Annotated in this window: 11 protein-coding genes; 3 read left to right on the forward strand and 8 right to left on the reverse strand. The window is 59.3% G+C overall.

The genetic code is table 11. The features are described 5' to 3' along the window. Positions 1-39: 39 nt before the first annotated feature. Positions 40-672, reverse strand: coding sequence for an MOSC domain-containing protein (locus tag MHK05_RS09935; protein WP_049359239.1), 633 nt, complete (start codon positions 670-672; stop codon positions 40-42). A 10-nt stretch (positions 673-682) separates the two neighbouring features. Then, positions 683-3,256 (reverse strand): hypothetical protein, encoded by a 2,574-nt coding sequence (locus MHK05_RS09940; RefSeq protein ID WP_239206452.1) that lies wholly within the window; start codon positions 3,254-3,256, stop codon positions 683-685. A gap of 173 nt (positions 3,257-3,429) precedes the next feature. Here MHK05_RS09940 and leuS point away from each other — a divergent pair, with 173 nt between their 5' ends. Next, positions 3,430-6,276 (forward strand): leucine--tRNA ligase, encoded by a 2,847-nt coding sequence (gene leuS, locus MHK05_RS09945; protein ID WP_239206454.1) that lies wholly within the window; start codon positions 3,430-3,432, stop codon positions 6,274-6,276. Here the strand turns inward: leuS and MHK05_RS09950 are convergent, their stop codons facing one another. Further along, positions 6,277-6,897, reverse strand: a complete 621-nt coding sequence (locus MHK05_RS09950) for a hypothetical protein (protein ID WP_239206456.1) — start codon at positions 6,895-6,897, stop codon at positions 6,277-6,279. Positions 6,898-7,249: 352 nt separating this feature from the next. On the opposite strand from MHK05_RS09950, the gene MHK05_RS09955 reads away from it, so the two are divergent. After that, entirely contained in the window at positions 7,250-7,720 is a 471-nt protein-coding gene (locus tag MHK05_RS09955) for a MarR family winged helix-turn-helix transcriptional regulator (RefSeq protein ID WP_239206458.1), read from the forward strand. A 63-nt stretch (positions 7,721-7,783) separates the two neighbouring features. Here MHK05_RS09955 and MHK05_RS09960 read toward each other — a convergent pair whose 3' ends face one another. Further along, on the reverse strand, positions 7,784-8,758 hold the full coding sequence (locus tag MHK05_RS09960) for an MDR family oxidoreductase (protein ID WP_239206460.1): 975 nt from the start codon (positions 8,756-8,758) through the stop codon (positions 7,784-7,786). A 78-nt stretch (positions 8,759-8,836) separates the two neighbouring features. On the opposite strand from MHK05_RS09960, the gene MHK05_RS09965 reads away from it, so the two are divergent. After that, positions 8,837-9,427 carry a VanZ family protein gene (locus MHK05_RS09965; RefSeq protein ID WP_239206462.1) on the forward strand — a complete coding sequence of 197 codons (591 nt, stop codon included), beginning with the start codon at positions 8,837-8,839 and terminating at the stop codon, positions 9,425-9,427. Here MHK05_RS09965 and MHK05_RS09970 read toward each other — a convergent pair. The 4 genes from MHK05_RS09970 to MHK05_RS09985 all read right to left on the reverse strand — a co-directional run bounded on the left by MHK05_RS09970 (position 9,424) and on the right by MHK05_RS09985 (position 12,940). Next, the gene (locus MHK05_RS09970) at positions 9,424-10,173 is read right to left on the reverse strand and encodes a DUF364 domain-containing protein (RefSeq protein ID WP_239206464.1); all 750 of its coding nucleotides are present in this window, start codon (positions 10,171-10,173) and stop codon (positions 9,424-9,426) included. The two genes, MHK05_RS09965 and MHK05_RS09970, sit on opposite strands and share 4 nt — an antisense overlap. Positions 10,174-10,255: 82 nt before the next feature. After that, positions 10,256-11,230 carry an NAD(P)-binding domain-containing protein gene (locus MHK05_RS09975; protein WP_239206466.1) on the reverse strand — a complete coding sequence of 325 codons (975 nt, stop codon included), beginning with the start codon at positions 11,228-11,230 and terminating at the stop codon, positions 10,256-10,258. After that, complete coding sequence (locus MHK05_RS09980) at positions 11,230-11,847, reverse strand: response regulator (RefSeq protein WP_239206468.1); 618 nt, start codon at positions 11,845-11,847, stop codon at positions 11,230-11,232. The genes MHK05_RS09975 and MHK05_RS09980 overlap by 1 nt, the downstream gene beginning before the upstream one ends. Further along, positions 11,840-12,940, reverse strand: coding sequence for a sensor histidine kinase (locus tag MHK05_RS09985; protein WP_239206470.1), 1,101 nt, complete (start codon positions 12,938-12,940; stop codon positions 11,840-11,842). The genes MHK05_RS09980 and MHK05_RS09985 overlap by 8 nt, the downstream gene beginning before the upstream one ends. Positions 12,941-13,004 lie beyond the last annotated feature (64 nt).

Here is a 13,004-nt window from a genome sequence, read left to right on the forward strand (position 1 = left end):
GGGACTGAAAACTAGCCCCAGGGGGCTTACGTTATAGGGCTAGGTGCGAAGATTGTTGTGCTGGTGCGCGGGCAGGCAGCCGGCCTCGATAACGCGCTGGGCAAGAGTACGGTTGCCCATTTTGGCGGCAAAGGCGATGCGCATAGTGATGTCATGGTTGGGTGGCGTATCCATTGTGATGCTGTCGCCGGGTTGGATGCGGCCGGGGGAAATAATGCGCAGATAAGTACCGCAATCGCCACGGGCGGTCCAACGCTTGAGCCACCCGCGCTCCCCTAGCCAGCCGGCAAAGGTGGAACAGGGCTGGCGGGGAACGGATACCTCAAGTACAGCGGTGCCGATTCTTAGGCGTTGGTTAATGAGTAGAGCGGACAGGTCGACGCCTTGGGTGGTGAGGTTTTCACCAAAGCAGCCAGACGCCAGCGGGCGGGAAAGCTCGGATTGCCAGTAGTCCAACTCTTCGCGGGCGTAGGCGTAGATGGCTTTATCATTGCCGCCATGATGTTGGGTGTCACCAATTATATCGCCGCGCACGCCGGAACCATCGCCATAATGGGGGCCTGGCGCGGCCACATCGATGAAGGATTGCGGCTGCTTGTCGATGCCCGAAAACTCGTGCCGCCCGCTCGGGTCTGGCCGGCGGACGGCGACATTGGTGGAAATGACCTGCATGCCTGCCACACTAGCTGAGCGTGAGCGCCTCCGCGGTGAGAATATCGCGGTAAAACAGCTGCGGAGCGAGGGAGACGGCCTCAGCTAGCTGCGGGAGGGCGCCGTCAAGCGCGGCGGCGAAAGCGGGATCAGCCAGCTTGCCATTGGCCACGCCGCGCGCCGTGATGGCAAAGACGTAGGAGATAAACGGCATCCAGGCGGAATCGCCGAGCTCCGAATTGCCATCACCAAAGGCATCGAGCGCGAGCAAGGTGTGCAGTACGGACTTATCCACACCTAGCTGCTGCAGCGTTACCCGCAGCTGCATGGCGGTGCTCCGCAGGTTGGAGATGGTGCCCAGGCGGGTGAGCGCGAGGTCGTTGGCAAAGCATTCGCGTAGCGCAGCGATGCGGTGAGCATCGTCGCAGAGCTGATCGCTGGCCGTCGATGGTGTGGGCGCCTCTCCCGTGGCGCTCATCAGCAGCATTGGGCGGGTGACATCGTCGACGCCGGTGGACGGCACGCGCGCGAGCGCGGCGGAGCCGTGGGCTTCGATGTAGTCATGGGCGGCGTCGGCAAGCGCGGCCAGCAGTGAGGAAGGCTTTTCGGCCGGTTCCTCGCGGCGGAAATTGCGGGAGACCAAGCCGGTGCGGACAAAAGCGCGCATGCGCTGACCCGGCTCAAAATCCGCCGCCATGAGGGCATCCATGCTGGCACGCGGATCGGCCTCAATGTCCTTGATAATCGCCTCGAAAGTTTCCTTGGCCTTGGGCGCTAGGCGGCGCATAGCCGCGTAGGTGGGCCACATACCCTCGGTGTTTGCGGTTTCACCATCCTGGAAGATGATGAGCGCGCTCGCCGGCGGGTACTGCGGCGCGGCCAAGTCGCTGGCCGGCTCGTCCTCACGGAAATCCACGATGAGGTGGCCGGCATCGAGCAGCTCCTCGGGCAGCTCGAAGCCTTCCTCGGTGGGTTCGAGTGGCAGCGGCTCGCCTGCGGGATTGCCCAGTGGCCAAGCCCATGCCAGCAGCTCCACCTCTTCCTCGTGTGGCTGGTCGGGGACGAGGATGCCATCCTCGATGGTGGCGCGGGAGACCAACGGAGCTTTGCGTACGGTGGCGATGGCGGCATAGATGAGGTCGCTGGCCGCCGTGGCTTCATATTCCATAACGCGCCGGTCAAAGCTGCGCTTTTGGTGCGCTGCGCGCTCCTTTTCCGGCAGACCCTCGAGGTACTCCTCATAGGAGAGCGTGGACCACAAGAGATAAAGCTCCAGCGAGGTCTTTTTCGTCAGCGCAGACTTCAGCGCGCGATTCGGCACGGATAGGCTGGTAGCCGCCTCCGTAGAGCCATTGGCGGTGACGAGGTCCCTGATCTTTTGGTTTTTATCAATGACCACGAACTTCGCTAGCGGCAGTGGCTCCGGCGAGTGGATGGTAAAGAGGGCATCGGCATCGAGCTGATCTGCCAGGATAATTTGCTTATCTAGGTAATCCACTGGTTCGGCCGCGGTGCGTTTGACGCGGGTACGAATCGTTGCCGGTTCCACCTGGAAGGTCAGCTCATAGCCGGCCTCGCTGCCGATGGTTTCCTCGCGCACGCTCTCGTCCTCGCCAAAGACGCGCTGGCCTTTTTCCATCTGGATGGGCTTGCTCGGCGCAGAGGCCAAGGCATAGCTAAACGGTGAAAGATTGCCTAGGGCGTCGATGAAGCGGAAATTAGTGCCACGCGGACCCTCGTTCTTGGCGCGCATGTGCAGCGTTTCCGCGAAGTTAAGGTACTGGATATCCACCAGTTCCTCGTCCTTGTACAAGCTAAAGCGGTAACGGCCTACCCAGGGATCTTCGAAGGCATCTGCCGGGAGCACCTCATGGATGCCCTCCGGTAGCTCATCCTCCAGCACCGCTTCCTCTTCCCCACCGATGGGGACGTAGGTCAACTCCATGCTGAGCTCTGTGTTCGCGATGACGCGAGGAGACTGAGTATAGACCAGCTCGCCATCTAGCCCGTGGGCATTGGGCAACGACTTCACGGCCATATCCCAGGCAAAGTCAGGGCTGCCAGACACCTTGACGGTGGCGGGCTCCTGGCGCGGTGCCTCCACCGTAAAAGATTGGCTCACCTCAAGCGGGAAGACGGACCAACCTTCCCAGGTGCCGTGAAGGCGGGCTTCGCCGGCCTTAGCCTTGGTGAATTCCGTGCCAGCAGGGGCGATGAAGGTATATGAGCCCTTAGGTATCGTTGCGGTGGTATCGAGCGGCCGATGGGTGGAATCCAGCACTAAGCCGCCATTGGCCACGCCAGCGAATTCTAAGGTGTGCTCTTCAAAGGAGACGCTCAGGTGGCTAAAGGGGTGGGGCATGCTGATCCACAAGCCGGGCTCCTCGCCCTCCACGTAGTAGAACTTACGAGTGTCCTCGCTGTCATCGAGCAGCTGAGCGGACACGGTCCACTGGGGATCCTCTGGCTCATAGCCTGCGGTTACGGCCGGTAGGTATAGTTCCAAAGTGTGGGTAGCTGGGGAGAGGCGCAGGTGCGGAATCCCCTGAAATACCGCTGCGTCTGCAAAAGTTGAAAGCTGGCTGCGAAACTTCTCCTGGCTCATTTACCCCAGCCTAGATCATTTTCATGCAGATCTGCATTTTGGCTGCGAGCGGGGGAAATGACCCGAAAGTCGGGGGCGAGTCTGGCGGAGATTTTGGGTGCACGTGCCGAGAAGAACGCGCAACGTGCAGCGAACTACACCGCACCGGCACGCGGCTATTACACTGTTTGATTATGAATACCCAGAGCGATTCCACCTCGTACCGCTATACCCCGGAGCTGGCGAACCAGATCGAGAAGACCTGGCAGCAGTACTGGAAAGACGATGGCACCTTCAACGCGCCGAACCCGGTAGGCGAGCTCGCCACCGATGCGGGTGAGCTGCCTAAGGAAAAGCTCAATGTGCAGGATATGTTCCCTTACCCCTCCGGTGCGGGCCTGCACGTGGGACACCCACTGGGTTATATCGCTACCGATACCTATGCTCGCTATAACCGCATGTTGGGCAAGAACGTGCTGCACACCTTGGGCTACGATGCCTTCGGCCTGCCGGCCGAGCAGTACGCCATCCAGACCGGTACCCACCCGCGCACCACCACCGAGGCGAATATTGAAAACATGCGCCGCCAGTTGGGCATGTTGGGACTCGGCCACGATCCGCGCCGCTCCGTAGAATCTACGGATCCGGAGTTCTTCAAGTGGACGCAGTGGATCTTCCTGCAGATTTATAACTCTTGGTTCGATGAGGAGCAGCAGAAGGCGCGCCCGATTGCAGAGCTCATCAAGGAACTAGAGGCCAATAAGCGCACCACCAAGGACGGCCGCTACTACGAGGACCTCACCGAAGAGGAAAAGGTCGCGGCTATCGATGAATTCCGCTTGGTCTACCTGTCTAATTCCACGGTGAATTGGTGCCCAGGCTTGGGTACTGTGCTGGCAAACGAGGAGGTCACCGCTGAAGGTAAGTCCGAGCGCGGCAACTTCCCCGTATTTCGCAAGAATTTGTCCCAGTGGATGATGCGCATTACCGCCTATTCCGATCGTCTGCTCGATGATTTAGAGCTTTTGGATTGGCCGGAGAAGGTCAAGGCCATGCAGCGCAATTGGATTGGGCGTTCCCGCGGCGCGGAGGTCTCCTTCCCCGCTGAGGGCTATGAGATCGAGGTCTTTACCACCCGCCCGGATACGCTTTTCGGCGCCGAGTACGTGGTGCTGGCCCCAGAGCATGAGCTTGTCGACGCCCTCCTCTCCCCCATCCCTTATGACGATGACGTAGACGAGCGTTGGACCTACGGTCACGATGATCCCAAGGAGGCCGTGGAGTCCTACCGCACCGATATTGCCGCCAAGTCTGATCTAGAGCGGCAGGAAAACAAAGAAAAGACCGGCGTCTTCCTTGGCACCTATGCCACCAACCCGGTCTCTGGCAAAAAGGTCCCGATCTTTATCGCGGACTACGTGCTGACCGGCTACGGCACTGGCGCCATCATGGCAGTTCCAGCGCACGATACCCGTGACTACGAGTTTGCTAAGGCCTTCGGCCTGCCCATTACGGAGGTTGTTTCTGGCGGCAACGTAGACGAAGAAGCCTGGACCGAGGACGGTGCCCTGGTTAATTCTGCCAATGGCAAGGGCCTAGATCTCAACGGCCTGAATAAGGCCGAGGCTATTGCCAAGGCCATTGAATGGCTGGAAAAGGACGGCTCTGGCCGGGAAAAGGTGCAGTATAAGCTGCGGGATTGGCTCTTCGCCCGCCAGCGCTACTGGGGCGAGCCCTTCCCCATCGTCTATGACAAGGATGGCTTTGCCCACGCCCTGCCAGAATCCATGCTGCCAGTGGAGCTTCCAGAGGTAGAAGATTATAAGCCGGTTTCTTTTGATCCAGAGGATAAGGATTCCGAACCACAACCCCCGCTAGCTAAGGTGCGCGACTGGGTCGAGGTAGAACTTGACTTGGGTGACGGCCCGCAGACCTACTTCCGCGATACCAACGTAATGCCGCAGTGGGCAGGTTCTTCCTGGTACCAACTGCGCTACATCGATCCCCGCAACGATGAGGCATTCTGCGATATCGAAAACGAGCGTTATTGGACGGGCCCGCGACCGGACCAGCATGGTCCACAGGATCCGGGCGGTGTCGACCTTTATGTCGGCGGTGTCGAGCACGCCGTATTGCACCTGCTTTACTCCCGCTTCTGGCATAAGGTGCTCTTTGACCTGGGATTTGTCAGCTCTCAAGAGCCCTACCGTCGCCTGTACAACCAGGGGTATATCCAGGCCTATGCCTACACCGATTTCCGCGGCGTGTACGTGCCAGCTGCTGAGGTAGAAGAAAAGGACGGCAAGTTCTACTACAACGGAGAAGAGGTCAATCAGGAATACGGCAAGATGGGCAAGTCCCTGAAGAATGCTGTAGCTCCGGACGATATCTGCCGCGACTTTGGTGCCGATACCCTGCGTGTGTATGAAATGTCCATGGGTCCGTTGGACACCTCCCGCCCGTGGGCTACCAAGGACGTCGTCGGCTCCCAGCGCTTCCTGCAGCGCCTGTGGCGCCTTGCCGTCAATGAGGACACCGGAGAGCTGGCCACTACCGACGCCAATTTGAGCGAGGATGATCTCAAGCAGCTGCACCGCACCATCGCGGGCGTGCGCGATGATTATGAGAACCTGCGGCTCAATACCGTGGTGGCCAAGCTCATCGAGTACGTCAACTACCTGACCAAGACCTACCGCACCGAGGCCCCGCGCGCCGCCGTGGAGCCGATCGCACAGTTGGTCTCCCCCATCGCCCCGCATATCGCGGAAGAACTGTGGCAGCGCTTTGGCCACGACGAGACCATCACCTATCAGCCCTTCCCCACCTTTGAGGAAAAGTACCTGGTAGATGATGAGATCGAGGTGCCGGTACAGATTAACGGCAAGGTAAAGGCCCGCATCAACGTAGCTGCCGATGCCGACCAGGAGGCGGTCTTCGAGGTGGCTCTGGCCGATGCCAAGATTGCCGAACTGACCAGCGGTAAGAACGTAGTGAAGAAGATCTACGTGCCGGGCCGCATGGTCAACCTCGTCGTCAAGTAGTTACTCCTCCCAAAACTCCGTGGCGCACAGCGCTATGCCGTGTGCCCGGATTCCATGGCCGACCTCCAGTTTCTCGTTCACAATGAGCGGCAGGCCGTCGAGGTCGCATACCCAAAACTCCCCCATGCCCAGCTCATTGCTGTGCTTGGCGATGCCCCCGATAGTCCCCGCCACCTCTACCTGCGGGTTGAGCATGCTGGGCTTTAAGTTCCGATAAAAGCGCTCGGTAGCAGGAGAATTCAAAGAAAATTCCTCCGGCTCCCCCACCTCGTACCGCAAGGCCACAACCGCCGGCTGGACCTGTCCCTCTAGCTTTTCGCCTCCGACGGGGTTTCCCGCTGGCAGGGCAAAGGGCGCATCCGCCAGTGCTGCGAAGCGTAAATCCCCCGTTTCCACAATGCCGATATAGGGCGTTGCGCGATAAATCGTTCCCAGGGCCTGTTCCCCTCCCCGATACGAAGGAACTGCGGCCCATTCCCCTTCGTACTCCATCGCGGTGACCGCCATGTCGGACGGATCAGCGTGAAAAAGGACTCGATCAAATCCAGGTGCATCCCATATTTCGCGGCTTGTGGGTAGCTCTGCGATGAGCTCTTCTATATCCATTAGATCGAACCACATGTGCTAAATAGCTTATCCATGCTCGCCATTTTAAACACTTCAGTCGCTTCTCCCGAGACGCCGTTTGTTCCAGCGGACGGATCGCTACCAAAACTTTTTGTTTAACTATTTAATTTTTACGCCAATAACATAACGGATTGAGCATTTGGATAACCCCGCCAATAGTGTTCCAAAAGCAAAGCAATTATGATTTTGGCCCTAAAGATGTAGGGGCATTAAATTGTTGACGTGCTATACGCCCGCCATATTAAAGTAGTAGGAGTTGTTGTATCAACTCCCGATCGCCTAACGGGTTGCTAGATCAACTGCGCTGTATAAGCTGTTAAATAACGGCAACCGAAGGAGAATAGCCATGCGTGTGGAGCAGAGTGCGGCATGGGGAGATTTTGTCACTATGCAAGAGGTGCTGCATGCGCGACTTTCTGCACAGTTGCAGAGAGACTCTAGTCTAAGCGAGGCGGACTATGCGGTCTTGGCGGTGTTGCATCGTCGTCGCAAAATTCATACCCGTCCGCACGAATTGGGGACGGAACTACGATGGGAAAAATCGCGCCTGCATCGACAGCTGGTGCGCATGGAGTCACGAAAATTGGTCTCCAGGCGGGAAGCGCCGGAACTTGGGCCTCGAGCCATTGAAGTCACTGTGACGGAAAAGGGGACTGCTGCCTTCAGTGCGGCAATAGCGCGCCATACCGCCGCAGTTGATGAAATCGTGGTGAGCACCCTTAGTGACGAAGACCTACAAACTTTGGGGGAAATTTCTCGGAAGTTGTTGCGTGGGATTGATGAGCAGGGCGCTGGAGAGTTCGCTTCTGAAGCCTAACCGCGTATGCAAAAGGCACCCGCCATGACGGCGGGTGCCGGGGAATTTTAGCTAGGGCGCGGCCTAGGAAATCTTGAGGACGGTGCGTCCGTGGTGGGTGCCCTCTAGAAGAGACTTGGATTCCTCGACCACGTCCGAAAGTGGAATCGTTGTGGTCAGGGACTCAAGAATGGAACGGTCTAGCTTCCGAGCCAAGAGCTGCCAAGCGTTCTGGCGGTAGTGCAGTGGGGCGTCTACGGAATTGACGCCGGCAAGGTGTACGTTGCGCAGAATGAACGGCAGCACGGTGGTGGGAAGATCCGGGCCGGCGGCCATACCGGTGGAGGCGACGGTGCCGCCCCAAACCGTGCGAGCCAATACATTGGCCAAAACGTGGGAGCCGGAGGTATCGACAGCACCGGCATAGGTTGCCTTCTGCAAGGGTTTTCCGGTCTCGGCGAACTCGGCGCGGTCCACAATGGTGTGGGCACCGAGCTCGTGAAGGTACTGGGAATAGTCATCGGGACGGCCGGTCATGGCGTGGACCTCGTACCCGGCATTGGACAGGAGGTTCACGGCGATGGAGCCGACACCGCCAGTTGCGCCGGTGACCAAAACGGGGCCGTCGGGAAGCCCGCGCAAGGAGTTGACGCACAGGGCAGCGGTATAGCCTGCGGTACCGACAGCGGCTGCCTGCTCAGCGGTGAAGTCTGCGGGGAGCGCGACCGTGGCCTGGGAGTTAACGCGCTGCTTCGGGGTGTAGCCGCCGTGGCGGAATTCGCCAAGGCCATCACCGAAGGAGGCAACCAGGGTGCCTACCGGTAGGCGCTCTACGCTGGACTCGGCAACGGTGCCGACCACGTCGATGCCTGGGACAAGTGGGCTGGTGCGCATGACACCGCGGTCGCCCGCGATTGCCATGGCGTCCTTGTAATTCAGGGAAGAATAAGAAACATCAACGGTAATGTCACCCTCGCCGAGGAACTCTCCCTCTTCAAAGGAGGTCGTGACGGTTTTGTCTTCGTTGCGAGTTACTAGTAGCGTGCTCATGCTCACCATCGTACGTTAAATGTGATGCAGGGATTCGACAGTGAATCTCCCTGGGATTTTTCAGACAGGCTTGTTAACTTGGGCATTATGATGACGACCACTGGATCCACCCGCACTTCGCACCAGGTAAGGGCGCAAGGCGCGCCTGCCAAGCGCACGTTGTGGCGCAGTGCTGGCGTTGCCTGCGTGGTCGTTGTGGTGGCTATTGCCGTAGCTACAGTGGGCAAGCCGTTTATTGATATTCCCGGCGTGCTCGATGCCTCTGCACATGCCCGCCGCAGCTTGGATCTGCAAATGTTCAACGGCTTTAATAACCCTCATCCGTGGTGGGGCCCGTGGACCAATACCTTGGGCAATATAGCGCTCTTTTTCCCACTTGGCGCGTGCTTGGTAGTGATGGGGCAACATTCGCGCCACGTCCGCTTTGGCCGTGGCGGAACCATCCTTCTAGCCATGGCGCTCAGCTTGGGCATCGAAACTACCCAATATCTATTCTCACTGGGCTTTAGCGATGTCGACGATGTGGTTTTCAATACCCTTGGAGCGGCCTTGGGCGCGTTCCTAGTTAGCCGCAAGAGCGCACAGGCGCAGCTGCGAGCCGTCCGCGCTATCGGCTGGATGGCGGCTTTGGGCTTGGGTGCCCTCGCCGCCGCGATTGTGGCCGGAGTAATTGTCTAAGTACCCAGGCTGACGCGGTGCCCGAAATTAAACATATCGAGGGAATCTCCCTCTTCGAGGCACTCAAACATACCGGCGGCGTCGGTGGGAACTATGCCGGTGACCTGGGATACCCCGTAGTCCTGAAGGAGAATAGGGGCCAGAGGCGTTGAGGGCCCCAAGACTACATTGAAGGACTCGCGGGAGAGCTCGAGCAGGCGGGGCGCGGTCTTATTAACAAAGGCGGAGCCGGTAATGAAGACATAATCGCACTCGGGCAGTATGTACTCGGCGGCGGAATCGGGGTAGTCGCCCTCATTGAGCGAACGCTCTAGCATATAAAAATCCGCCGCCTGGTTGAGCGCCTTAGGCGCAAAAGGGAAGTGGCCAATGACGGCGACCTTCTTACCCGCGACGGCTTCGCGGAAGGGATCGAAGATGTGGGGCCAGGGGGCATCGGCAAGCGCAAAGCCATGTTCATCGGCCACGGAAGGTGTGGAGTAATAGGAATTGAGCGCAGCCATGCCGAAGGATGCCTCTGAGAAATTCCAACTCTTGGCCAGTTGTGCGATGGCGCGCAAGGGAACGCCGGAGTATTCGGCGCTCATCTGGGCGGGGCGGGAGGTAGCTGACATGGTCATGGCCACGCCGCAGCTAGGACTTTCGGTGTAAACGCGGGTCCACCGCGGGTTTTGGGCGGCGCGGGAGACCACTATGTCACGGGGAATGGCATCGATGAGGTCATCGTAGAGATCCCAGGCGGACATGAATAAACCAGCTTTTCCTTATTGTTTGGCACTGCTTGTGAGGAGGCAGTTTAGTCGAATAGGTGGGGAGCACCCTATAGCTTTAGTCACATATATTCGCAACGGCTTGCGCAGTCTGTTTAGCAAAGGGGCTTACCCCAGTAATGGTGGCGGAGCCGGGTCCGGTCCAGGTGCCGTAGCCTACGAGGAAGAGACCGTCGACGGTGGGGGAGGTACCATCAAGGAGCCCGCGGATAGGCCGGAGGGCAGGCCGGAAGCCGGTACACCAGATGAGGTGGTCTGTGTTGACCTCATCGAGGGATGAAAACATTGGAGTGGCCTGCAAGAGCCCGGAATCCCGCGCCCGCAAGACAGGTGGGACCATCACGATATCGCCCAGGTTCGAATCCGCGCCGGGGTCTGGTTCGCCGCGCAGCATTGCGTTGAGGCGGGCGCGATTGCGCTGAAACAGGACTCGACCATCAACATCATCGGGCATCCACCGCGGGGAGCTGCGGGTGTACCAGGTTGTCTCTACGCCGGAGAGTAGGAGCTCGGCCGCGATTTGGGCACCGGAATTGGCCGCGCCCACGACCGCCACGGTAGATTCGGCAAAGTCCGCGGGGCCCGGATAGAAGGCGGAATGCCATTGCCTTCCGCCAAAGTTGCCGGGGTAGTAGGGGATAAAAGGTGCGGACCACGTGCCCGTTGCCGCTACGACCGTGCGCGAGGTGAGTTTCTCTTCCCCCGCATAAACGTGGAAGTACGCGCCGTCATGGGTCACCTCATCCACTGTGACTGGCCGACGAATGGGCAGTTCATAACGCTGCTCATAGCGTGCAAAATAATCAATAACGTGGCTGGCCGGTGGAAAGCCCTCGTAGTGGGGCATGGGCCATCCCGGCAGGTTGGAAGAGGCCGCATTGCTAAAAAGCGTCAGGGAGGGCCAGGTATGGCGCCAGGCTGCGCCAGGACCGGATTCTGCATCCAGAAGGACAAAATCTAGGCCCTTCTTGCGCAGGTAATAACCCACCGCGAGGCCTGCCTGGCCGGCACCAATGACTATGCAGTCCAGCATCAAATGAGCTTTCTCTCTCGTGCCACGGTCACCGCGGCGGTGCGGGTTTCCACGCCCAACTTTTGGAAAATATGGATGAGGTGGGTCTTGACCGTGGCCTCGGAAATGAACAGCTGCTTGGCTAGCTCCTTATTAGAGGAACCGCTAGATAACGCCCGCAAGATTTCCAGCTCGCGGGTGGACAGTGATTCTTGCGGTCGGCCCACACGCTGGGCGAGGAGATCCACAACCTCCGGCGCTAGGGTGCGGCGGTGCGCGGCGGTATTGAGGACGGCTTCGTGCAACGCCTGCTCGGGGGAGTCTTTGAGCAGGTAGCCCATCGCGCCGGCTTCCACGGCGGCGAGGATATCGGCCTGCGCGTCATAGGTGGTCAAGATGAGCACGGGCGGGCCGCCGGCGTCTACTACGCGCTTGGTGGCTGCGATGCCATCCACGCCGGGCATCTGGATATCGCAGACCACAGCATCTACCTGCGGGGCATCTGCAGTAAAAAGCTTATCCACATCCGCGCCGGTGGAGCCCTCCATTACTACCTCGACATCGGAGAAGGTATTGAGGATGGCGCGCAGGCCGGCGCGGACCACTGGGTGATCATCAATAAGCATGACATTAACCATTGCTTCGCTCCTTCAGCGGGATACGGACGGCCAGGGCGGTGCCTTCGCCCGATTCTAGGTTCATAGTGCCGCCCACGCTCTCCACGCGGTCGCGCAGGCCGGTAAGCCCGAAGCCATGATCCTTATTATCCCTGCTAGGGGAGGCGGTTACGCCGCATCCATTATCAACAACGTCCAGGGTGACAGCATCTTCGAAAAGTCCGAGCGTGACCACTGCGCGCGAGGCGTGGGCGTGTTTGATGACGTTATTGAGACCCTCCTGCGCGGCCCGCACAATGACCTTTTTGATCTGGGCAGGCACCTTGCCGCTGCCGGAGACCACCAGTTCAAAGGTGGTATCTTCGCCCAAGGCTTTCACGCGGCTGCGCATTTGGGATAGCAGGGAATTGAGCTGGGTTTCCAGCCGCTCATCGGGGCCGGCGAGCTCTCGGACAAAGCGGCGGGCCTCGGCGAGATTCTCGATGGCGACTTCCTCGATAATTTCCAGCTGTTCTTCTTTGGTTGCTGGATCAGTGGTGCCGCGGGCCGCACGGGAGAGCAGCAGAATAGAACTGAGACCTTGTGCGACGGTGTCGTGAATCTCACGAGAGAGCCGCTCGCGCTCCTCCAGCCGGCCGGCTTGGTGCTCGCTTGCGGCTAGCTCGGCCTGGGTTTCGCGCAGCTGTTTGGCGATGTCCCTATGGTGCGCCGCCTCCGCCTGTAGTCGCCGCTGGATGAAAAAGACCGTGGCCGCAAAGGCGGTACCGATAAGCGGTCCTACCGCAGCAGCGATGGTCCAGCCCTCAGGATGTAGCCAGGCGGGGATGAAAGCGGCAGCCGCCCACAATATGGCGATGGAGACCAACCCAGGAACGGTGGGCAAGGCGCGCAGAAAGACAAAAATAAGCGGGAATTCCAGCCACATGAAATCCTGCGCATGGACCATCAAGCCCAGCCAGAGGAGGCAAAGTCCACCCAGCCACAGCCACGTGGGCAACCAGCGTTGTGCGGCATACACCACGGCGAGTGCGATGGCTAGGCTAATAACGCGGGCATCGAGCCGGCCGTCCACGTAGGCACGCGCTACGCCGAAGACCAGCAGAAACGCGAACATGGCGTGCAAACCATAGACCCATAATTTCTGTCCTTTAAACACAACCACCCAGGATATCCGCGCA

The organism is Corynebacterium nasorum, from assembly GCF_022347325.1.
GTDB classification, from domain to species: domain Bacteria; phylum Actinomycetota; class Actinomycetes; order Mycobacteriales; family Mycobacteriaceae; genus Corynebacterium; species Corynebacterium kefirresidentii.

Coding starts and splice junctions, on each gene's coding strand:
- MHK05_RS09985 (WP_239206470.1), bottom strand. CDS start 12,940: ATGTTCGCGTTTCTGCTGGTCTTCGGCGTAGCGCGTGCCTACGTGGAC.
- leuS (WP_239206454.1), top strand. CDS start 3,430: ATGAATACCCAGAGCGATTCCACCTCGTACCGCTATACCCCGGAGCTG.
- MHK05_RS09970 (WP_239206464.1), bottom strand. CDS start 10,173: ATGTCCGCCTGGGATCTCTACGATGACCTCATCGATGCCATTCCCCGT.
- MHK05_RS09955 (WP_239206458.1), top strand. CDS start 7,250: ATGCGTGTGGAGCAGAGTGCGGCATGGGGAGATTTTGTCACTATGCAA.
- MHK05_RS09975 (WP_239206466.1), bottom strand. CDS start 11,230: ATGCTGGACTGCATAGTCATTGGTGCCGGCCAGGCAGGCCTCGCGGTG.
- MHK05_RS09950 (WP_239206456.1), bottom strand. CDS start 6,897: ATGTGGTTCGATCTAATGGATATAGAAGAGCTCATCGCAGAGCTACCC.
- MHK05_RS09965 (WP_239206462.1), top strand. CDS start 8,837: ATGATGACGACCACTGGATCCACCCGCACTTCGCACCAGGTAAGGGCG.
- MHK05_RS09980 (WP_239206468.1), bottom strand. CDS start 11,847: ATGGTTAATGTCATGCTTATTGATGATCACCCAGTGGTCCGCGCCGGC.
- MHK05_RS09960 (WP_239206460.1), bottom strand. CDS start 8,758: ATGGTGAGCATGAGCACGCTACTAGTAACTCGCAACGAAGACAAAACC.
- MHK05_RS09940 (WP_239206452.1), bottom strand. CDS start 3,256: ATGAGCCAGGAGAAGTTTCGCAGCCAGCTTTCAACTTTTGCAGACGCA.
- MHK05_RS09935 (WP_049359239.1), bottom strand. CDS start 672: ATGCAGGTCATTTCCACCAATGTCGCCGTCCGCCGGCCAGACCCGAGC.